Source organism: Vreelandella sp. DA03-1M, assembly GCF_055725665.1.
The window spans coordinates 3,388,917-3,411,007 of record NZ_CM146798.1; the positions used below are offsets into that span (position 1 = coordinate 3,388,917).

The following is a 22,091-nucleotide window of genomic DNA, read 5'->3' on the forward strand; positions in this document are numbered from 1 at the left end:
TTAGTGGCCGCCCATCAATTTTTCAACCGCTTCGGGGTCGTTATGAACCGCATAGCGATCCACTACCGTCGCGCTGGCCTCGCTCAAACCAACAAGCTCTACTTCAGTACCCTCACGGCGAAATTTAATCACGATCCGGTCCAGCGCTTGTACGGCAGTCACATCCCAAAAGTGTGCACGGGAAAGATCAATCGTCACTTTCTCGATACTTTCCTTGAGATCGAAAGCGGCCGTGAAACGCTCAGAAGAGGCGAAGAACACTTGGCCGACTATTTGATATTCACGCTCTTTGCCCGCTTCGATCTCTTTTGAACCGATGTAGAGAATGTTGCCCACTTTGTTAGCAAAGAACAGCGCCGCCAACAGCACACCGACAAATACGCCGATAGCCAAGTTGTGTGTGCTAACCGTGACCGCCACAGTAGCCAACATGACGATATTGGTGCTTAGGGGGTGTTTTTTCAGGTCCCGGATCGATTCCCAGCTAAAGGTGCCGATTGATACCATGATCATTACCGCCACCAGCGCCGCCATGGGTATCTGCGACACCCAATCTGACAGGAAGACCACCATCATTAAGAGCACCACGCCAGCAATCAGCGTCGATAATCGCGTCCGGCCACCGGACTTAATATTAATAACTGATTGACCGATCATGGCACAGCCAGCCATGCCGCCCATCAGCCCGGCACCTATATTGGCAATCCCCTGCCCTTTACACTCGCGATTTTTATTACTCGGTGTATCGGTCAGGTCATCCACAATGGTGGCGGTCATCATCGACTCAAGCAGGCCCACCACAGTCAGCATCAACGCGTAAGGTAAAATAATCCATAGTGTTTCCAGATTCAGCGGCACGCTGGGCCACAGAAAAACAGGCAGCGTATCGGGCAGTTCACCCATATCACCGACACTGCGGATATCCATCCCACTAATCATATAGACCGCGGTTAGCACCACAATGCAGACCAACGGTGAAGGAATCGATTTACCGATGACGGGTAAATAGGGAAACAGATAGATAATGCCCAAGCCCGCCAACGTCATGGCATAAACATGCCAGGTCACGTCGGTCAATTCCGGCAATTGTGCCATGAAGATCAAAATCGCCAGCGCATTCACAAACCCGGTAACCACTGAGCGCGACACGAAGCGCATCAAATCCGCGAGTTTCAGGTAACCGGCTATAATCTGCAGTACACCGGTAAGCAGCGTTGCCGCCAGTAGATATTCAAGCCCATGTTCGCGCACCAGCGTCACCATCAGTAACGCCATAGCGCCGGTTGCCGCTGAAATCATGCCGGGACGACCACCGGTGAAGGCAATAATCACCGCGATACAGAAGGAGGCATAAAGACCAACTTTGGGGTCAACGCCTGCGATGATTGAAAAGGCAATCGCCTCGGGAATCAGCGCAAGGGCGACCACGATTCCCGAGAGCGTGTCGCCTTTAATATTGGAAAACCACTCTTGCTTACTATAGAGAGACATTCAGGGAGTCCATGGCTGGAGGTTAAAATAGTACAAACCCTCGACGCGACACAGTGGCGCACGCAAGACGCGCGGTATCAGACTAATGAGCCAGTGCTGGAGCAATCTAAGGTTCGGCCCGCCAATCGGCGGAAGAATGGCAATAGCATGCCGTAACGCCATGACAACGCAATTAACGTGTCTAGACGTATCGCTTGGGGAGGGGGAAACCTAGGGCGGAGTCATCAGCCCTGAAGTGGGTAATGCTTGTGTTGAATTTGAAAAGGTCATTGCCGTTATGCCTTGCTGTCAGAAGAACGCTATATTTAATCGCGTTGTAATAAGCCGCCGCATTCTAGCAGCAATTATTGTTGACTGCACCCGCCCTACACCCTTTGCAGGGTGCCCTCTAGGTTCAATTTGGCGTACCATTGCACCGCTAAAAGAGACATTTAATCCCAACTTTTCACGTTGAAGCGGCACGCCATTCCTTGCCCCATAAGCATGCCGAATAAGCCTGCCGATTAAAGAGGAGCAGCACATGAGCCAATCTATTGCAGTCATCAAAGGCGACGGTATCGGCCCCGAAATTATGCAGGCCACGCTACGAGTACTCGACGCGTTAGATTGCGGCTTGAATTACCAACATATTGACGCCGGCCTGGGCGCGCTTGAAAAGCACGGCACGCTGATTCCCCAGGAATCGCTGGATGCCATCGAAAAATACGGCATTGCCCTAAAAGGCCCGCTGACCACGCCGATTGGTAAGGGCTTCTCCTCAATCAACGTACAGCTACGCCGCCACTTTGATCTTTACGCCAACGTGCGTCCGGCGATTAGCTTCCCCGGCACCCGCTCGCGCTACGACGATATCGACATGATCACCGTGCGCGAAAACACCGAAGGCGCCTACCTTTCCGACGGTCAGGAAATGATCGACGACGGCAATACCGGCATTTCGGTAATCAAAGTTACCCGCAAAGGCTCAGAGCGTATTGTGCGCTACGCTTTTGAGCTGGCCAAAAACAACGGCCGCAAAAAAGTCACCGCGGTACATAAAGCCAACATCATCAAAACCAGCTCTGGGCTGTTCTTGGACGTGGCGCGTGAGATCGCCAAAGAGTACCCCGAGATCGAATTTCAGGAGATGATCGTCGATAACGCCTGCATGCAACTGGTGATGAACCCGCATCAGTTTGATGTGGTGGTCACTACCAACCTGTTTGGCGATATTCTCTCTGACCTATGTGCAGGTCTAGTGGGTGGACTGGGCCTGGCGCCTGGGGCGAATATCGGCGAAAAAGCGGCAATCTTTGAAGCCGTGCACGGCTCCGCGCCAGATATCGAAGGCAAAAACATTGCTAACCCCTGTGCCCTACTGCTGGCTGCCGCGCAAATGCTCGATCACCTGGGCATGAACGAGAAAGGCGACGCTATCCGCCAGGGTATTCGCACCGTGCTGGAAACCCGCCGAGACATGGTCACCCCCGACATGGGCGGCACCGGCAGCACCGATTCCTTTGCCCAGGCGTTGGTCGAGTACGTACAGGGCTAGTTCGTAAAGAGCTAACAGGCTAGTTTGTTTTAAACGTCGTTAAAGCGGTAACGCAATAAATGCAACGCATTGAGGGTGACCAGCACAGTTGCCCCGGTGTCCGCCATTACAGCGACCCACATCCCCGTAATCCCCAGCGCGGTAGAGACCAGAAACAGCGCTTTAAAGCCAAGCGCCAAGGCCACATTGGTTTTAACATTGCGCATGGTGGCCCGGGAGAGCGCAATCATTTCGGCAATGCCCGCTACGCGGTTTTTAAGCAAAGCGGCGTCGGCGGTTTCTAGCGCCACATCGGTGCCGCTGCCCATCGCAATACCTACTTCCGATGCCGCGAGCGCCGGTGCGTCGTTAATACCATCGCCCACTTTACCTATCGGCCCAAGACCTTGTGCCTGCCACTGGCGCACACGCTGGGCTTTGTCTTCGGGCATCAGCTCGCCTTCAGCTTCAATGCCCAACTGCTCACCAATGGCGGCCACGGTGCGGGCGTTGTCTCCACTGAGCATCACGGCCTGTACGCCTAGGCGCTCAAGCGCTTGAAGTCCTTCGCGAGCATCTTCACGCGGCTCATCACGCAGGGCGATCAGACCTAACGGGCGCTCGTTCTCTCTGTCTACTTCGATCAAGACGGCCACGCTTTTGCCCTGCGCTTCCAGCGCGGCAATGCGCTTATCGCCTTCACTGGTGGGCCTGTTGAAACGTTGCAAGTAGCGCGGACTTACCAGCATTAACTCACGCCCATCCACCCGCCCAGCAACGCCATGCCCTGCTAGCGCATGGGCACCTTGCACAGTAGGCAGCGGAGCATCCTGCTGCCGGTGAAAATAATCACTAATCGCCACGGCGAGGGGGTGGCTCGAGCCCTGCTCCAGCGCAGCGGAGAGACGCACTACTTCATCCCGACTGTTTTTATCAACACTGCCGTCAGTTTCAAAGCTCTCCACATCGGTCACCGAGGGCGTGCCTGCGGTGAGCGTACCGGTTTTATCCAGCGCGACGCGTTTCAGCTTGCCTAACTGCTCTAACACCGCGCCGCCTTTCATCAACAGGCCATGACGAGCGCCCACCGACAAGCCTGCTGCAATGGCCGCGGGAGTCGAGATTACCAGCGCACAGGGGCAAGCGATCAACAGCAGCGCCAGGGCGCGGTAGATGGATTCCGACCACAGCATTGGCGACACCAGCGGCGGTATAATAGCGACCAGCAGCGCTACTGCCACCACCGCAGGCATGTAGTAAAAAGCAAAGCGGTCGATAAAACGCGCCACCGGTGCTTTCGCCGCCTGGGCCTCTTCCACCAGCTTGATCACTCGGGCAATCGTGTTGTTTTCTGCACTTTTAGTTACCTCGACCTCCAGCACGCCGTCTAGGTTGACGGTGCCCGCAAACACCCCCTCCCTTTCGCCACGCTCACTCGGCACCGATTCACCATTGACTGGCGATTCATCAATTGAGGAGCATCCCGCCATAATGAGCCCATCGCAGGGTAACCGGTCGCCTGGGCGTACTTGCACCCGCTGGCCGGGCTGAAGCGAAGCGGCAGCGACGTCACGAATATTGCCTTGCTCCATTAATCGCGCGGTAGAGGGCGTCAGCTTAGAAAGCGCGGAAATACTGCGCCGCGCCTGGGCGGCGGCAACGCCTTCCAGCATTTCCCCCACCGCAAACAGAAACACCACGACCGCGGCTTCGGCGGCGGCGTTAATCGCCAGCGCCCCAATGGCGGCAATGCTCATCAGCATCTCAATGGTGAAGGGGTTCCCCATCTTCAACGCCTGCCCAGCACGCTGGACAATCGGCACAAGGCCAACCACCGTCGCGACGACAAACGGCCAAGTGCCCAGGCTAGGCCAGGCAAATTTAAGCGCCCAAGCAAGCGCCAGCAGTACCCCACTAACAAGCACTAAACGCCCTTTAGGCGTTTTCCACCAAGGGGTACGTGTTGTCGCTTCAGCCGTGTTCGCCGACTCATCAATTACCTGGTAACCCAGCGCAGTGATGGTCGACTCTATCTCGGCATGGGGCAGCGTTTTCCCAGGCAGCGCGGTCAATCGCACCGAGCCGGTAACAGAACTCGCGGAGACTTCTTCGACATGGTTTAAGCGCGTTAGCGCCGCTTCGACTTTACGCTCGCAGCCGCCACAATCCATGCCCTGTACACGCAGGGTGGTGGGCGTGGGCGTCGCTTGAGGGGTCTTGTCTTGCGTGGTTTTAGTAGGGGTCGTATGACTCATCGCATGGAACTCCCAGTTCGACTATCTTAAGAACAGCGTAATACCTGTAGCGACTAGAGGTTCAAGCAATGAAAGAACATTCTCCAACGCTCTCCACCACTGAGCGCTATATTGGCATTGGTGAATTGGCACGTGAGTCCGGCTGCAAACCGGAAACGGTGCGCTATTACGAGCGCATTGGTCTACTGCCTTCAGCACCGCGCAACGAAGGCAACCAGCGCCGCTATACGGCGTCGGCTGTCCGTCGATTAACGTTTATTCGTCATGCACGGGATTTTGGCTTTTCGGTTGAGGCGGTACGGGAGCTTTTACAAATGGCGGATTATCCCGCCATGCCTTGCGAAGAGGTCGACACCTTGGCCAAACGCCACCTAGCCGAAGTAGAAGCACGGCTTGCGCGGCTAACCGCGGTGCGCGATGAACTGCAGCGCATGATCAATCAGTGCGCGGGAGGCAATATTGGCCAGTGCCATATTATTGACGTGCTGAGCGACCATCGCCTGTGTGAGCACTCTGGCCCCCACGGTGGCGCGGATGTCATCGGTTAACGTGAAGTTAGCCCAGCCACACATCCAGAAACAGCATAATCACCAGCCCCATCGCCAAACCAAAGGTGGCTTTCTTCTGATGGCCGGATCGGTGGGTTTCAGGAATGATTTCATGGCTGATCACATACAGCATGGCGCCAGCGGCAAAGGCTAAGCCCCATGGCAGCAATATTTGCGAAACGCTAATAATACTGGCGCCAAACAGCCCACCGATGGGTTCGATCAAGCCGGTTAGCGCAGCAATCGACCAGGAGCGCCACCTCGAGTAGCCCTCGCCCATCAACGCAACCGCGACGGCTAGCCCTTCCGGCATGTTCTGCAGGCCAATGCCGATCGCCAGCGGCATGCCGCCTTCTAGCCCATTGGCGCCAAAACCGACGCCCACCGCCATGCCTTCTGGCAGGTTGTGGATGGTAATGGCAAATACAAACAACCATACCCGGCGCAGTGATGCAGCCGCTGGCCCTTCGCGCCCCTGGGCAAAATGCTCATGGGGAAGATGCTCGTTAAGCAGCGCAATCGCGCCCATGCCCAACAAAATAGCGGTACACACAATCGCGGCGGGCACGGGGCCACCAGAATAATAGATTTCAGCGGCATCCAGCGCAGGAATAATCAGCGAAAAGAAAGACGCCGCCAGCATCACCCCAGCGGCGAAACCCAACGCCAAATCGCGAAAGCCACGGCTGGGTGCTTTGCCTAGCAGCACTGGTAATGCGCCTACAGCCGTTAGCAGCCCGGCCGTTAAGCTGCCTAAAAACCCTAATAACAACGTATTTTCCATGAACAACATAAACCCGGTTAGCAATTAGCAAGACATAAAACAGAACGACACGTTGTTGTCTAGGTTTTGTACCAAAAGTCGCTGGAGAAAGGCCAAGCGAGGCCAAAACCGGCGAACATCACTTCGCCCTCCTCACTCTGCATTGAGCATCGCCAACGAGTCAATTAACACCTAGGCCTGGCGGTCTCAATAACAAAGCCGCCTTCTTCTTCCGCTATATGTAAAATTTTAATTACAATGTGTTAATAACATTATGTGCTATATCGCTACAAAAAAGTGATTTTACACCGAATGTCTATTATGATTTGTATAACTATACAAGCCCTATACGATCGAGACATTTTATAAATGCTAAGCCTTCACCGCCATTCACCCCAACATAGCGCCCTATTGCAACATACTGCCTGTATTTCATTCACCCCTGATGGTGAGATTAAAGAGGCAAGCCCTCTATTTTTGAACGCTGTGGGCTACACGCTCGAGCAAGTTAAGGGACAGCATCACCGTATGTTTTGCTTTCCTGAAGAAACCAACCAGCCCGAATACGCCGCTTTTTGGGAAACACTCGCCGCAGGCTACAGCCAGCAGGGGCGCTTTCGGCGCTTAAACGCTAAAGGCAAGGAAATTTGGCTTGAAGCGACCTATATACCTATCAAAAACCGGCGTGGAAAAGTTATACAAATATTCAAAGTCGCTAGCGACGTTACAGACAAACATCAAAATGCGGCGCGGGAGCGCGCCATTCTTCAGGCGTTGAATAACTCTATGGCAGTGATTGAATTCACTCCAGATGGGTATGTACTGGATACAAACAGTAATTTTGAACAAACAATGGGCTACGCAGCTGAACAAATAAGAGGCGTTCATCACCGCCAATTTTGCCCTGATACGTTTTACCAGCAGCACCCTGATTTTTGGGAGCGGTTAAGCCGTGGCGAATTTATGCAGGGTAAATTTGAGCGCATTGATGCTCGTGGCAACACTATCTGGTTGGAAGCCACTTATAACCCAATCCACGATGAGCAAGGGAAAATCATCAAAGTAGTCAAATTTGCCACGGATATTACCCGCTCAATTCAAGAATCAGAAGCAGCGTATATAACGGTTAATACGGCGCAAACATCGTCAACACAGACTGAAAAAATAGCCCAGAGCGGTTTAACTCACCTCAAACAAATACTCAAGGATTCAGAACAAGCCACACACACGCTCAACGAAGCACAGAGCTTAATAGCCGCCCTTAATCAACAAGCTGACCAAATTAATAAAATCACCGCTTCAATCGCGCAAATTGCCAATCAAACCAACCTATTGTCGCTTAATGCTGCAGTTGAAGCAGCGCGAGCCGGCGAGCAAGGCCGCGGATTTGCGGTGGTTGCAAACGAAGTACGCCGTTTAGCCAAGGGCTCCAGCGAAGCAGTTGAAGAAATTACCCGAGTGCTTAAAGACAACAGCGCATTGGTGGAACGCACTACGCATGCTATGCAGCAAGTGGTGGAACAGGGCAAATCAAGCCAAGCCAGCGTGGGCGAAATTGAGGTCATTGTGAATGAAATACTGATTGGTGCGCGCAGTGTGTCAACGTCTATTGAGCAGCTAGCGTTGGAATCTCCTCGCTAACCCAATAAAAAAGCCAGCACTGTTGTACTGGCTTTTGTAGCTTATACCACGCTGTTAACGTAGCGGTGTTTTGCGCAAATAGGGCAGGATCGTTTCGTATTCGCCATATTTCTGTTTGGCGTCTTCATCAGAAACGCTAGGTGGAATAATAACGTCTTGCCCTACCATCCAATCAGCCGGAGTGGCAACACCGTGCTTCGCGGTGGTTTGCAGTGCATCCAGGGCACGCAGAATTTCAGCAAAATTACGCCCCACGGTCATGGGGTATGTCATCGAGAGCTTCAACTGCTTATCCGGTCCGATAATAAATACCGAACGTACCGTGGCACTGTCTGCTGGCGTGCGGCCATCAGGTAAATAGGCATCTTCAGGCAGCATATCGAACAGCTTGGAAACAGTCAGGCTATCGTCAGCGATGATAGGAAAATCAACATCGCTGCCGGATACGTTCTTAATATCAGTGCCCCAGCGTTTGTGGTCTTCCACGCCATCAACCGATACACCGATCACCTTGGTGCCGCGCTTTTTCCACTCTTCGCTCAGAGTGGCAACAGCACCAAATTCCGTCGTGCAGACCGGGGTAAAGTCTTTCGGGTGTGAAAACAGGATAGCCCAGCTATCGCCAATCCATTCGTGAAATTGAATCGGCCCCTGGCTAGTCTCCGCTTTAAAATCAGGCACGACTGCATTGATACGTAATGACATTGCTTTCCTCCTTAATGGACGTTGAACGCCCTAATACCTTATTTATCTTTCAACACCTTCACTATAGATCATTTAGTGCTAAGACAGCCAGTGGCAAGGCAACGTTCACTCTGTAGAGCCAAGCCCAGTATAAAGGCGTAAAAGCCTGACGATAAAACGTACTACGGCGCCCTAAGGCGCCGTTTTATACCAATAAGCTGAAAAAGGTTTACTCAGCCGCTTTGGCGTTTTTATCATCCCGCTTAACGCGCTTGATCCACTGCTGTTTCGCGTAGTGGCGCAAATTGGCTACATTGTCGGTCTCATCGACAATATCCTGCCCCAGAATGGTTTCGATAATGTCCTCAAGCGTAATCAAGCCGACAAAAGTGCCGTGCTCATCATAAACCACCCGCATATGCAGGTGATCTTTGAGCATAGAGGTAAACACCTGCTCTACATTATTTGAAACATCCACGCTACCAATCGGGTGCATCAGTTCACGCATCGTTTTGGCATCGTCTGCATGGTACATATCGGCTTTATGCACATAGCCAAACGCCTGCTCGCCGTTATCCATCACGGGGAACCGCGTGAACGGCGCTTTGCCATACTGCTTATCAAACGCGGAGACGGTCATATCAGGCAGCACCGTTACACACACGGTACGTGGCGTCATCGCTTTGCTCACCAGGATATCGTGCAAGTTAAGCATATTGATGATGGTGCGTGATTCATCCGCATCCAGCACGCTCTCTTCCAGGCCCACGCGCGCGAGAACTTTGATTTCATCACGCAGGTCGACATCATGCTCTGACTTGCCTAGGCGGCGCGTAATCTGTTCTGACATCCAGATAAAAGGCAGCAAACCCATAATCATAGGATTTAACAGGCGTGGCAGAAACGGCGATAAACCGCGCCAGTACGTTGCGCCAATGGTTTTTGGGATAATTTCCGACAAGATCAAAATCAGCATCGTCATCACTGCCGACACAATAGCGATAGAGGCTTCACCAAATACCACGGCCGCCTGAGCACCCACAGCGGTTGCCCCCACAGTATGAGCGATAGTATTGAGCGTCAAAATCGCCGCGAGTGGCCGGTCGATATTGGCTTTTAGGCGCGTAAGCGAGGCATGCAACTTGGGATTGTCTTCTTTCTGTTTAGCTATATAGCTGGGGGTAATCGAAAGAAGCGCCGCTTCAAGGATGGAACATAAGAATGAGAACGCGATTGAAAGGGTAGCAATCGTGATTAAGAGGAACATGAGGGCCTAGGGTGATGGATTATTTCGCGTTTATAGGGGTAAGGCAGACGAATGTCAATAACAGCCATCACCAAAGCAGCAGAAACCATCCATTGGCCTCCCCCCTAGCTTGCGCCTTTCAAAGTTTACTTTTGTTCACAGTTGAAGGGTTACAAATCTAGTGCAAAGAGAACTATATTATTAAAAATGAGTTCAGATTCATCAATAAAGAAGAAGTTACAATAATTAAACTCACTTGATAATCAAGCCTCTTTTCACTTAGGTGCCTCCCCTTGTGCCTGTTCCCAGTATTATTCGACTAAATACAGAGAAGGCCTAAATGTATAACAACTTTTTTAACGCATCTCTCTATAAAGCATTACTCAATCATACGGCCTGCATTTTCTTTACGCCACAATGGGTTATCAAGCACGCTAGCCAATCGTTTTTAGACGTAATGGGGTGTCGGCTACAGGAAATCAAAGGGCAACATCACCGTATTTTCTGCGATGCCGCCGAAACACAACGCCCTGAATATCAAACGTTTTGGCTGTCGCTTGCCGCTGGCAAAAGCCACCATGGGCGCTTTCGCCGTTTTAGAGAAGATGGCGAAGAGGTGTGGCTTGAAGCAACCTACCTGCCAATATGCACGCGCATGGGCAAAGTAACTCAAATTCTTAAAGTAGCCAATGAAGTTACTAAAAGCCACCAAGAAGCTAACCACCAAGATGCGCTGCTGCATGCCCTACACCGCTCTATGGCCGTGATTAAATTTACGCCAAAAGGCGACATCCTGGATGTAAACCAAAACTTTGAAAAAGTAATGGGTTATCGCAAGGAAGCATTGATCGGCAAACATCACTCTATGTTTTGCCGACCTGATTTTTATCGCCAGCAACCCAACTTTTGGCAGAATCTTGCCAACGGTGACTTCAAAAATGGCCGCTTTGAACGGGTAGATGCACAGGGCAAAACCGTATGGCTTGAAGCGACGTATAACCCTGTTGAAGATGCAGACGGTAACGTCATAGCCGTTGTTAAATTCGCCAGCAATATTACGCCACTGGTGGAAAAAGCTACCGCCACCACAGGTACGATAAGCTCAGCGCAAAGCAGTACATCGCAAATTGAGCAAACCGCTAAAGACAGCCTGGGCCACTTAGATGAGATGGTGAAAGGCGCTGCGCAGGCCGCGCAAACGCTCGCCCAAGCGCAAGAACTGATTGATGAACTGCATAAGCAGTCGCAAAGTATTCACAAAATCACCGAATCAATCGCAAAAATTGCCAGCCAAACTAACCTTCTCTCGCTGAACGCCGCTGTAGAAGCCGCCCGCGCGGGCGAACAGGGCCGTGGTTTTGCGGTGGTCGCCAACGAGGTGCGCCACCTTGCCAAAGGCGCCACCGAGGCGGTAGCGCAAATAACCCAGGTACTTAAAGACAACGGCAGCTTGGTAGAACGTACGACCCAATCCATGCAGCAAGTGATTCAACAGGGCAAAGCCAGCCAGTCCAGCGTTAGTGAGATTGATACCATTGTGAATAAAATTCTTCACGACGCCCGCAATGTCGCCACCTCTATCGAACAACTCGCCGCCGATACGCATATTTAGCCAAACCGATTTCATGCACAAGGAAGTGCACCCTTTACACATCACCCTCCTTTTATCGCTTTTAAGCATGCTACTATCTAACCCAGCTTAACTAGTTTAGATAAACATGCCTGAAAGGATATTGACTGATGTTCGATTCGCCCGTTGCGGTTGCCACGCCTGCCGCTGTTGATAGTTTTATCGACCGCTGGAAAGGCACCACCGGCACCGAAAAGGCCAACTATCAGCTCTTCCTTTCAGAACTGTGCACACTGCTTGAACTCCCCACGCCCGACCCTGCCAGCAAAGACAACAGTGAAAACGGTTACACCTTTGAGCGCCGGGTGGATATTCAAAACCCTGATGGCAGCGAAAATCGCGGCTTTATCGACCTCTACAAGCGCAGCGCCTTTGTGCTGGAAGCCAAGCAAACCGGCAAAGGGCTAGAAACCAAAGGCTGGGACAAAGCCATGCAGGCGGCTTACAACCAAGCCGACCAATACGTGCGCGCCCTACCCGCAACAGAGGGCCGCCCGCCGTTTATTGTGGTCACGGATGTTGGCCGCACGCTGGCACTCTACTCTGAGTTTTCGCGCTCTGGCGGCACCTATGTGCCCTTCCCCGACCCGCGCAACTACCGTATTAAACTCGAAGACCTGCGTCAGCCAGAGATTCAGCACCGCCTAAAAGCACTATGGGAAGCGCCAGACACGCTAGACCCCAGCCAATACGCCGCCCGCGTAACCCGCGCCGTGAGTGCCAAACTGGCAACGCTTGCCAAAACGCTGGAGTCCGACGGTTATGAAGTTGACCGCGTGGCGCACTTTCTCAAGCGCTGCCTGTTTACCATGTTCAGTGAAGATGTGGAGTTACTGCCCAAAGGCAGCTTCACCGCATTTTTAGAGCGCATGAAAGCAACCCCCGAGCACTTTACGGACGCCATTGGCTCGCTGTGGGAAAGCATGAACAACGGCGGCTTTAGCGGCGTGCTCACCGCTAAAGTAATGCGCTTTAACGGCGGCCTGTTTAAAGGCATTGACCCGATCCCGCTCAACGCCGAGCAAATTCAGTTATTGATTGATGCCGCCAAAGCCGACTGGCGCTTTGTCGAACCGGCCATTTTCGGCACGCTGTTAGAGCGCGCCCTAGACCCCCGCGAACGCCACAAGCTGGGTGCCCACTACACGCCCCGCGCCTATGTCGAACGGCTGGTAATGCCCACGCTGATTGAACCGCTGCGCCGCGAATGGGCCACCGCCCAGGTAGTCGCAGAAGCCCACAACCAGAAAGGCAAAACCGACAAAGCACTGGAAACCCTGCGCGCCTTTCACCACAAGCTCTGCCAAGTGCGGGTGCTTGACCCCGCCTGCGGCAGCGCCAACTTCCTGTATGTTGCGCTGGAACACATGAAGCGCCTGGAAGGTGAAGTGTTAAACCTGATCGCTGACCTTAGCGGCGGTCAAGATAGCTTGGAAGCCGAAGGCTTTACCGTCTCGCCCCAGCAGTTCCTCGGCATGGAAATTAACCCCCGTGCAGCCGCCATTGCCGAAATTGTGCTGTGGATTGGTTACCTGCAGTGGCACTACCGCATTAACGGCAGCCTCGACCTGCCCGAGCCGATACTGAAAGACTTCCACAACATCGAAAACCGCGACGCGTTGATCGAGTTTGACAGCCGCGAACCGCTGTTGGATGACAATGGCCAGGAAGTCACCATTTGGGACGGTATCAGCATGAAGAAAAGCCCCGCTACCGCCGAGCTGATCCCCGATGAAACCGCCCGCACAAGCGTGTACCGCTACCATAACCCCAAGCGCACAGAATGGCCGGAAGCAGATTACATCATCGGTAACCCGCCGTTTATTGGCGCTTCCACCATGCGCCGCGCACTCGGCGATGGCTATGTGGATGCCGTACGGCAAGTATTTAAAGGCACCGTGCCGGAATCCGCCGATTTTGTGATGTATTGGTGGCATATCGCCGCCGAAGCGGTACGCACCGGCCACGCTCAACAGTTTGGCTTTATCACCACCAACAGCCTGCGCCAAACCTTTAACCGCCGCGTACTGGAACCGCATTTAAACGATGCCAAAAAGCCGCTATCGCTCACCTTTGCGATTCCCGACCACCCCTGGGTAGATGGCAACGACGGTGCAGCGGTACGTATAGCGATGACCGTGGGCCGTGCAGGCGAAATGCCAGGGCTATTGCAGCAAGTAACAAACGAAAGCAGCGATGAAGGCCGCGAAGCACTCAATGTCGCACTGAGCCACCGAGAGGGTAAAGTGTTTGCTGATTTAGGTATTGGGGCAAATACAGCGGGGGCAGCTCCTTTGCTGTCAAATAGTGAACTCAGCAATCGTGGCGTATCGTTATTTGGCAAGGGCTTCATTGTTACCCAAACAGAAGCTGCTCAGATTGGACTTGGAAATATCAATGGGTTAGAAAATCACATCAGACAATACCGAAATGGCCGAGATCTGACTCAGAGTTCTCGCAACGTGATGGTCATCGACTTTTTCGGGCTGACAGCAGAAGAGTCAAAAGCGCGATACCCAGCAGCTTACCAATGGTTGCTTGAACGCGTGAAGCCTGAGCGTGACAACAACAAGCGTGAGTCACGCAAACGTAACTGGTGGCTTTTTGGTGAAACAAACCCTAAATTACGCCGTCAACTTAGTGATCTTCCTCGCTATATCGCCACGGTAGAAACCGCCAAACATCGCCTATTTACATTTTTGGATGCCGATATTCTTCCGGATAATATGCTGGTGAATATCGCTGTTGATACTCCTACGTGGCTAGGAGTCGTATCAAGTCGTATGCACTTCCGTTGGGCCAACGCTAATGGTGGTTCGCTCGGAATGTACGTAGGCGATGTTCGCTATAATAAAACTCGTTGTTTCGAGACCTTCCCCTTCCCTGACATTACCGACGAGCAGGCGGCGCATATCGGCCAGCTAGCTGAACAGATTGACGCACACCGCAAACGCCAACAAGCAGAACACCCCGCGCTCACGCTCACCGGCATGTATAACGTGATGGAAAAGCTTCGCGCTGGGGAAGAACTTAATGCCAAAGAGCAAACCATCAACCAGCAAGGCTTGGTCAGCACCCTGCTCGCCGACCACGACGCGTTAGATAACGCCGTGTTTAACGCCTACGGCTGGGATGATTTAGCTAAGGAGCTAGTCGGCCTACCCGGTGCCACCACGCCGCTGCCAGATAAACCCGCCGCCCAGGCGAAGGCCGAAGAAGAACTGCTAATGCGTTTAGTGGCGCTAAACAAACAGCGCGCCTTAGAGGAAGCCCAAGGCAACGTGCGCTGGCTACGCCCAGATTACCAAGCGCCGGAAGAAGCCGCACCCACCCAAACCGAAATGGCCAGTGCCGCCACGGCTGCTGCCGCACCCGCCGCAGACAAAACCAAAGCCACATGGCCCAAAGACCTCGCCAGCCAAGTCACCCAGCTACGCGACATGCTCGCCGCCAGCCCCCACAGCGCGGAAAGCTTAGCTACCCAGTTCAAACGCAAACCGCTAAAAGGCGTAAACGAGGTACTCTCCGCCCTCGCCGCCCTCGGCCAAGCCCAGCAAGAAGGCGAGCAATGGCGATTGGTGAGGTGATATGAAAAGACCTTATATAGTAGAGGCTAAGGAAATTCTGCGCCAATCGACACAGGGGCGCACAAAGCCATTTATAATACGTGATACAAATAATGATCAATATGTGGTTAAAGGCGTCAATGGCGTTGGCCAGCAGTCACTGGTATCTGAACTCATTTGTTCAGAATTAGCGCGACGCTGTGAATTGCCTGTTGCTGAGTACGCCTTAATGCGTTTTCCAACGGGCATGTTGGCTTTTTCGACAGAACCACGTGCCGGGGACCTAGAGGGAGGAATGGCCTTTGCGTCTAAGGTAGCTCCCCACAGCCAAGACCTACTCTTCTCGCTAATGGGAGAGGTCGACGAAGGTACTCAGCAGCGTCTCTTACTGTTTGATATTTGGATTAACAATGAAGATCGATGCTTAAGTAGCCAGGGAGGCAATGTAAACCTACTGTGGAGCGCTGTAAGTGGTTTGGTGGTCATTGATCATAATTTAGCTTTTGACCCCATAAACCATACAGGTGACTTTGAAAATCATGTATTTAGCCATCAACGTGGACGTTTCTCAGACCTTGAAATACGCGCACGCCACGAAGCGGTGCTTGACGCTGCACTGAATGATTGGGATATGATCACTGATTTAATACCTTTAGAGTGGCTCTACCGAGATACCGATGACGAGACCACCGAGATACAACCCACATTAGCAGAGCGCTTTAATTTGTTAGTGCGTTTACGCGATTCTTCCTTCTGGAGCTTGATATGAGCGCAATTATTTGTAATTACGCGGTACTGCGCTTTCAGCCCTATCTCGATACAGGTGAGTTCGCGAACCTGGGGATCATCATGCTCTGCAATAATGGCGAATTTCTTCAGCGTGTCGAAACTGTTTCACGAAAACGTATTACGCATTTCTTCGATAAATTGCCAGTAAAAATGTTTACTCAAGCGCGCCAGAATTTCGTAACAGAGCTTAAGCGTACGGTTGATTTAGCTAACCACCACAAAGGTCAATTGGATGTGCAATTACGCATTTTCAATGACTTGGTAGAACCGCGCGAAGCGATGTTCCGCTTCAGCAATCCAGGCACACTCGCTGCAAAAGACCCAGTGGCTGCCCTTGACGAGCTGTTCAATCGCTATGTTCATCATGATTTCAAACACATAGCTACACCAGAAGAACAGCTCACTAAAAACGTTACGCATTGGCTTAGATCACTGAATCGCAGATACACAGAGCAAACGCTAGGTAATGATATTGTTCGCGTAAAGTTGCCATTTGTCTGGCGAGAAGGCGTACGTATACGCCAAGCCATCAAACCCATCAGCTTCGACTTAGAAGACGCTAGCCGCATTATTGAGAAAGGTGATAAATGGTTGGCACATTTACGTAGACTCAAAATTTCTGAAACTGCTCCAGATGACATGGTGTTCATCAGTCAAGCCCCTAACGTACAAAAAGGCCCTAAACTACGTGCTTACAATGAAATCTGCCAAGAAATAGAGAGCGATTTTTCGGCGAGAGTACTTCCAGAGCAACTGGGGCAATATAGTATTCTCAAGGCAATTGCAGAGCCTGTTGTATAGAACGACAGGCATCTTAACGATATTGCTGCGTATGCAGCGCGAACTAAAGTTTTTCGGCTACGTGCTCCGCAGCCGATACTTATGGACTCTAAAAAAAGTATCCCGTTTAGATAGCCAATATATTTTGCGATCTAGTACGTAAGGGAAAATCGCTATGAAGGAGCCAAACCGAAGCAGTTTCTGATCGTTTATTTCACTCAGAAAGAGCTTTTGCGGTTCGGAAAATCACCTCAATCCCCTTCGCAAGCTTCTTGTAGTCAGTCCATTCCTCAGGCGCATGAGAGATACCATCGCGGCTCGGGACGAAGATCAATCCCGTCTGCGTTATTTTCGACAGGATCATAGCGTCATGCCCTGCGCCACTGGGCATCCAACGCCAATTTATTCCACTGGCATTGGCATCTTTAGCGAACTGTTCCTGAATCTCTTTGGCCATTGGCGTGGACGGAATGGTTATCTTTTCGTTGATCTCGAACGTAAGACCGTCATCCAGAAGTTGCTTCAACTCTGTGCGAAGCTTGCCCTTGATCTCGGCAACGTTTTCCGCCTGCGGCGACCGGATATCAACGCTGAAAGAGACACTATTAGGAATGACGTTCGCACCACCCGGTTGAGCTACTATACGCCCGACAGTGCCAACAGCTGCCTTATCCACCTCTATAACGATATCAGGAATCCGAGCGATAACAGCTGCTGCCCCGACCATCGCATCTTTTCGGGCATTCATTGGAGTCGTTCCCGCATGGCCCGCCGCACCAATCACGGTCACCTCAATCTGTGACAGCGAGACAACCTCGGTGACAATGCCGATGTCTTCCTGGTTTTGTTCAAGAACCGGCCCCTGCTCAATGTGCAGCTCCAGAAAGGCGTGGAGAGAACCTGCTGACAGCGCCACTTCGTCAGACCTTGAAGGATCCAGCCCAAACTCTGACATTGCCTGTGCAACGGATATGCCGTTTTGATCTTTCAGTTCATACAGTTCCTGCTGTTTGACCTGGCCCGTCAGAAGACGAGAACCCAATAGCCCACTACCGAAACGGCCACCTTCCTCCTCAATCATCGCAATAATCTCGACAGATCGTTCTGGTTTCAGGCCAAGTTCTTGAAAAACAAAAGCCGTTTCAAGCCCGGCGACCACCCCAGCGGGGCCATCAAAGTTACCGCCGTTCGGAACAGAGTCGAAGTGCGACCCCACTAACACTGGCGGAAGGGCCGGGTTTTTGCCCTCAATTCGCCCAAAAAGATTTCCGACGGCATCTTCTCTCGTCTGCAGTCCCGCCTCTTTCATTTTCGCCAGTAGATAATCTCGTGTATCTCTGTGCTCTGCGCTGTAGGTAAGGCGGGTAGTTCCTTTACCAGGTGTCGATGTGAACCGTGCGATACACTCGATCATATCCTGAACTCGGAATTCGTTAATATGCTGCTGTGTCATTAGATCAATCCTGTAAAAATACCTGCTATAACAACGGATACCATAGTCACCGTGACAAATCCGGCGACCAGCATGGAAGGCATCATATGTGCGGAGAGGGCTGCGCGCTCTTTCTCATCGTCGGTAAGCGTGTTTACCACCTCGTTAGTAATAACGTAGTCCGCGGGGAACCCATAGAGCGCTGTCAGTGAGCAGGCAAAAGCCATGGCCGGCGTCATCCCCAAAAGTTTGCCCGCAACGTATGAAAAAATGTACATGCCGGAGATGCCGATAATGATCGCCCCGAACATTGGGCCAGCGAGACCAAGCAGCATTTCAGGTGTTGCCCGGTTGAGGCCGCCAAAAATAAACAGCATCAAAACCATGATGACAAAGCCGAAAGAGTTCGCCGACTGCAGTGGCTGGCGTTCAAGGAAGCCAAAAGAGGATGCGAGTACCCCACCAATCAAACAAAGTACAAAGGGGCTTATTTCGAAAACAGGTTGAATTAGTTGAGCCACGCCCCACGCCAGAAAGGCAACAACTCCTAGCCGGAAAAGTTTGAAGTACACCGTGTTGTAGGCAGGTGGCATCTTCTGGAAGAGGCGCGGCAGAGGATTTTCGCCCAATGTCGAACCGGTTGCAGCATCATCAGTGACTACCCATTGTCCAGCCCGATAAAGGTTGAGAACGCGACATCCTTCTCGCTGAAGCATCAGCGACGTTAACGGATAGCCAATGAAGCCCTGCATCACATATATCAATATAGCAAGCACCGCGAGGCTCTCAAGTCCGGCCTCAGAAGCTGCTTGCGACATGATCAGTGACGACACAATGCCGCCTGTTAGTGGAGGAGTTGCTACAATTACTGTTTGGTAATCAAGAAAAAGCCGTCCCACAGTGAATAGAATTGCTGCTATACCAGCGATCCCGCAAAGTGCAATGACGACCGTTCGCCATTGCCGCTTCAATTCATCGATCGACAGCAAAGTGCCCATATTGGTAATAAGCAGGTATATAGCGAGATAAACCACAGGTGTTGGAATGCCCGCGATCTCAACTATATTTGCGGGAAAAAAAGTCCAATAGCCAATTAGAAATAAAACGGCACATACAAAAACTGAAGGCAGCTTTGATTTGGTACGTAAAGCGGCCACATCGCCGATATAAAGAATGAACGCGAGTATTGCGAAGGCTGCGAGTTGTGACATGAGAACCCCTTTTTTCGGTTTGAACGCAGCCCGCTAAGTAGCTTTAAACTTGTAATATGCTGCGCGCTAAAACTCAATATAGATCCATATGGATTTATATTGCAACAGGATGGTGGTATGTATACCGTTGAAAGAGGTATCAAGGATGACTGACAAAAGGTTATCAATGCTTGAGGAGACCTTCTCCTCAGATCTGTGCTATCTAATGGCAATGAGCCACATCGTACTGGCTAATAACCAAGTAACTAGCCGTTTTATCGAAAAAAACTATGATATGCCAGTAAATGCGTGGTCAACGCTTTATGCAGTCAGCTATTTTCCAGGCATTCTCGCAAAAGACGTACAAATCCTCTTCCCACGACCACAGAACTCGATCAGCAGGGCAATCAAACTGCTTGAGGATCGTTGCCTGATCAAACGTGAAGTAGATAATAATGACACGCGCGCTAAGCAACTTTTTCCTACCGCCGAAGGCGCCGCCTTGCTTTCGGAGATCGAAAATAAGGTGGTTCGGCGTCAAGAAGAGGTATTCGGCGCGCTGACAGACTTAGAACGAAAAACGTTTCTGAGCCTCTGCCGAAAGATCATCGATAGTGGCGAGCTAAATAGCTCATCAGCGCTCGATGTATTTTAGTGCTGCCGTTGATAGCAAGCATTTGAGAAGGTGACGGCATTTTTTCAATGGCCGCAAACATAAAGATATCCATATGTGTCATGTCCGAAGCAGAAGCTATCATCTTTAATGAACGATTATTGCTGTTGTCAGAAGATAACAAGGACAGTCAGCAGGAGGCTCGCGTCTATGGGCTAGGTATGTCAGTTAAGAGAGGCTGCATAAATGTTAATGACAGTCACCGATCAGGATGAACAACGCTAAGCCCTTAACGGCAACGCAGCCCCGATAGCAACAAAGATACCGCCACAGGTGCGGTTGAACCCGCGGCCAACGCGTTTTAACCAGTGGCGAATGCGGTTGGCCATATTGGCGAGCAGGCCTTCCACGATGCATTCGATAGCCACAAAGGTGCCTGCAAGCACGAAGAATTGCAGCATCAAACTGCCTTGGGGGTCGATAAACTGAGGTAGGAAGGCGCTAAAGAACAGCAGTACTTTGGGGTTGGTAATCGATGCCAATACGCCTTGGCGATACAGGTGCCACCCGCTCGCTCGGCTTGCATTAATATCAATGTCGCCCGTAATCGGCGGCGAGCGCCATACCTGAATACCCAACCAAATAAGATAGGCCCCGCCGACCCATTTCAGCACGGTCAGCCATACCACCGATGATTTAAGCAATGCACCAATCCCAAACATGCACAGGGCAATAATCAGCATAAACCCTGTCGCACCGCCAACAATGGTAAACAAGGTTTTACGGCTGCCATGCATGGCGCCGTGGGTTAGCGCCAACAGGCCGTTTGGCCCTGGCGAGAGCGAAAGGCCAATGCAGGCGATTAGGTATAAAAGCCAAGTGTCTAACAGCATGTCGAAGCCTCACCGGTGGAAAATGCGCGCGTTGTGCCAGCATGTCATCGTTGGTTAGCCTTTTCATCCGTTAAATACCCTAGCTATAAAAACGCCTCCTGGGTAATTGATCCCCAGGAGGCGTTTGGCTTACAACATACGTGCTGTTAGGTAAAAGCTTAACCGAACACTTCAGTCCACTCGTTGCGCTTGGCCAGCAGGTTGCGGGCCAGTTCCTGGGCGCCTTCCAGGCTGTGGCTGGCGGCCCAGCCGCACTGCATTTCGTTGCAGGCGGGTACTTCAGTGGCTTCTAGCACATCGTTCAAGGTTTGTTCGATGATAGTGATCACGCCGTCGTAGTCGTCGTGATTGATCATCGCGATGTAGAAGCCGGTTTGGCAGCCCATGGGGCTGATATCGACGACTTTATCGGTGTGATTGCGCGACAGCTCAGCCATCAAGTGCTCAAGGGAGTGCAGCGCGGGCATCTCCATGTGATCTTTATTGGGCTGGCAGATCCGCAGGTCATACTTGTGGATACGGTCGCCGTTCTGGCCTTCTTTGATGTCGGCTAAACGCACGTACGGGGCTTTTACCTTGGTGTGATCCAGGTTAAAGCTTTCGACGTTCATCTTTTTATCGCTCATGTTGGCTCCTTTTTGCTTAAACCTTTTCGCTTACACCTTTGGCGCGTCAAAATTCCATGGCTCATCGGTGTATACGCACACGTTGGCATCTTCAATATCACCATCGGGCGACTCAACGTGCTTGGCGAAGAAGTCTTGAATCTCTTTACGTTGGCAGTGCGCTTCAAACTCTTCACGACTGGCCCAAATTTCATGAAACACGATCGGATAACCGGTGCCCTGGGCAAAGGGATTATCAATCTGGCGCGTTACTGTGTAGTGAATGCAAGCATCTTCCCGGTGCGTATTCGGCTCTAAGGTCTGAAGTGCTTTAAATACCGCTTCTTCCTTGCCTGGTTTGGGTTTAAAGCCGGCAACACAGTAAATTTTTTCTGACATGCTCATATCCTAATTCGTTAAGCGTGCGTCATTATGCGGCTTGTCTACGCAGG

18 protein-coding genes are annotated in these 22,091 nt (G+C 51.7%); 8 read left to right on the forward strand and 10 right to left on the reverse strand.

The genetic code is table 11. The features are described from left to right. A complete protein-coding gene (locus tag ACXUPB_RS15900) occupies window positions 1-1,491 on the reverse strand; it encodes a SulP family inorganic anion transporter (protein WP_101145195.1) in 1,491 nt (496 codons plus the stop codon). Between the two features lie 520 nt (window positions 1,492-2,011). Between ACXUPB_RS15900 and ACXUPB_RS15905 the strand changes: the two genes are divergently transcribed. Beyond that, on the forward strand, window positions 2,012-3,025 hold the full coding sequence (locus tag ACXUPB_RS15905; RefSeq protein ID WP_101145194.1) for an isocitrate dehydrogenase: 1,014 nt from the start codon (window positions 2,012-2,014) through the stop codon (window positions 3,023-3,025). Window positions 3,026-3,054: 29 nt separating this feature from the next. Here the strand turns inward: ACXUPB_RS15905 and ACXUPB_RS15910 are convergent, their stop codons facing one another. Continuing rightward, window positions 3,055-5,259, reverse strand: coding sequence for a heavy metal translocating P-type ATPase (locus tag ACXUPB_RS15910; RefSeq protein ID WP_472953388.1), 2,205 nt, complete (start codon window positions 5,257-5,259; stop codon window positions 3,055-3,057). Window positions 5,260-5,327: 68 nt separating this feature from the next. Between ACXUPB_RS15910 and ACXUPB_RS15915 the strand changes: the two genes are divergently transcribed. Then, a complete protein-coding gene (locus ACXUPB_RS15915; protein WP_472953390.1) occupies window positions 5,328-5,807 on the forward strand; it encodes a MerR family transcriptional regulator in 480 nt (159 codons plus the stop codon). A gap of 7 nt (window positions 5,808-5,814) precedes the next feature. Here ACXUPB_RS15915 and ACXUPB_RS15920 read toward each other — a convergent pair whose 3' ends face one another. Continuing rightward, entirely contained in the window at window positions 5,815-6,591 is a 777-nt protein-coding gene (locus ACXUPB_RS15920; RefSeq protein WP_472953392.1) for a ZIP family metal transporter, read from the reverse strand. A gap of 348 nt (window positions 6,592-6,939) precedes the next feature. On the opposite strand from ACXUPB_RS15920, the gene ACXUPB_RS15925 reads away from it, so the two are divergent. After that, the gene (locus tag ACXUPB_RS15925; protein WP_472953395.1) at window positions 6,940-8,211 is read left to right on the forward strand and encodes a methyl-accepting chemotaxis protein; all 1,272 of its coding nucleotides are present in this window, start codon (window positions 6,940-6,942) and stop codon (window positions 8,209-8,211) included. A gap of 54 nt (window positions 8,212-8,265) precedes the next feature. Here the strand turns inward: ACXUPB_RS15925 and ACXUPB_RS15930 are convergent, their stop codons facing one another. Together ACXUPB_RS15930 and ACXUPB_RS15935 are read right to left on the reverse strand one after the other, a co-directional pair. Further along, on the reverse strand, window positions 8,266-8,916 hold the full coding sequence (locus ACXUPB_RS15930; protein ID WP_336274145.1) for a peroxiredoxin: 651 nt from the start codon (window positions 8,914-8,916) through the stop codon (window positions 8,266-8,268). A gap of 208 nt (window positions 8,917-9,124) precedes the next feature. Beyond that, the gene (locus ACXUPB_RS15935) at window positions 9,125-10,162 is read right to left on the reverse strand and encodes a CNNM domain-containing protein (RefSeq protein WP_336274146.1); all 1,038 of its coding nucleotides are present in this window, start codon (window positions 10,160-10,162) and stop codon (window positions 9,125-9,127) included. Between the two features lie 319 nt (window positions 10,163-10,481). On the opposite strand from ACXUPB_RS15935, the gene ACXUPB_RS15940 reads away from it, so the two are divergent. From ACXUPB_RS15940 to ACXUPB_RS15955, 4 genes are all read left to right on the forward strand, one after another. After that, window positions 10,482-11,753, forward strand: coding sequence for a methyl-accepting chemotaxis protein (locus ACXUPB_RS15940; RefSeq protein WP_472953397.1), 1,272 nt, complete (start codon window positions 10,482-10,484; stop codon window positions 11,751-11,753). A gap of 128 nt (window positions 11,754-11,881) precedes the next feature. After that, window positions 11,882-15,358 (forward strand): class I SAM-dependent DNA methyltransferase, encoded by a 3,477-nt coding sequence (locus tag ACXUPB_RS15945; protein ID WP_472953399.1) that lies wholly within the window; start codon window positions 11,882-11,884, stop codon window positions 15,356-15,358. 1 nt (window position 15,359) lies between these two features. After that, window positions 15,360-16,106: a HipA family kinase gene (locus tag ACXUPB_RS15950; RefSeq protein WP_336275260.1), complete on the forward strand. Its 747-nt coding sequence runs from the start codon at window positions 15,360-15,362 to the stop codon at window positions 16,104-16,106. Then, a complete protein-coding gene (locus ACXUPB_RS15955; RefSeq protein ID WP_336275259.1) occupies window positions 16,103-16,927 on the forward strand; it encodes a DUF3037 domain-containing protein in 825 nt (274 codons plus the stop codon). The genes ACXUPB_RS15950 and ACXUPB_RS15955 overlap by 4 nt, the downstream gene beginning before the upstream one ends. Before the next feature lie 193 nt (window positions 16,928-17,120). Here the strand turns inward: ACXUPB_RS15955 and ACXUPB_RS15960 are convergent, their stop codons facing one another. Together ACXUPB_RS15960 and ACXUPB_RS15965 are read right to left on the reverse strand one after the other, a co-directional pair. Then, window positions 17,121-18,359, reverse strand: coding sequence for a Zn-dependent hydrolase (locus ACXUPB_RS15960; RefSeq protein WP_336275202.1), 1,239 nt, complete (start codon window positions 18,357-18,359; stop codon window positions 17,121-17,123). Then, window positions 18,359-19,549, reverse strand: coding sequence for a hypothetical protein (locus ACXUPB_RS15965; RefSeq protein ID WP_336275203.1), 1,191 nt, complete (start codon window positions 19,547-19,549; stop codon window positions 18,359-18,361). The genes ACXUPB_RS15960 and ACXUPB_RS15965 overlap by 1 nt, the downstream gene beginning before the upstream one ends. Window positions 19,550-19,715: 166 nt before the next feature. On the opposite strand from ACXUPB_RS15965, the gene ACXUPB_RS15970 reads away from it, so the two are divergent. Beyond that, a complete protein-coding gene (locus tag ACXUPB_RS15970) occupies window positions 19,716-20,183 on the forward strand; it encodes a MarR family winged helix-turn-helix transcriptional regulator (protein WP_336275204.1) in 468 nt (155 codons plus the stop codon). A 239-nt stretch (window positions 20,184-20,422) separates the two neighbouring features. Here the strand turns inward: ACXUPB_RS15970 and ACXUPB_RS15975 are convergent, their stop codons facing one another. The 3 genes from ACXUPB_RS15975 to ACXUPB_RS15985 form a co-directional block, all read right to left on the reverse strand. Beyond that, window positions 20,423-21,034, reverse strand: coding sequence for a LysE family translocator (locus ACXUPB_RS15975; RefSeq protein WP_035559052.1), 612 nt, complete (start codon window positions 21,032-21,034; stop codon window positions 20,423-20,425). Window positions 21,035-21,192: 158 nt separating this feature from the next. Beyond that, a complete protein-coding gene (locus tag ACXUPB_RS15980) occupies window positions 21,193-21,660 on the reverse strand; it encodes an S-ribosylhomocysteine lyase (RefSeq protein WP_472953402.1) in 468 nt (155 codons plus the stop codon). A gap of 30 nt (window positions 21,661-21,690) precedes the next feature. Then, window positions 21,691-22,038 (reverse strand): putative quinol monooxygenase, encoded by a 348-nt coding sequence (locus ACXUPB_RS15985; RefSeq protein WP_008956294.1) that lies wholly within the window; start codon window positions 22,036-22,038, stop codon window positions 21,691-21,693. Between the last annotated feature and the right edge of the window lie 53 nt (window positions 22,039-22,091).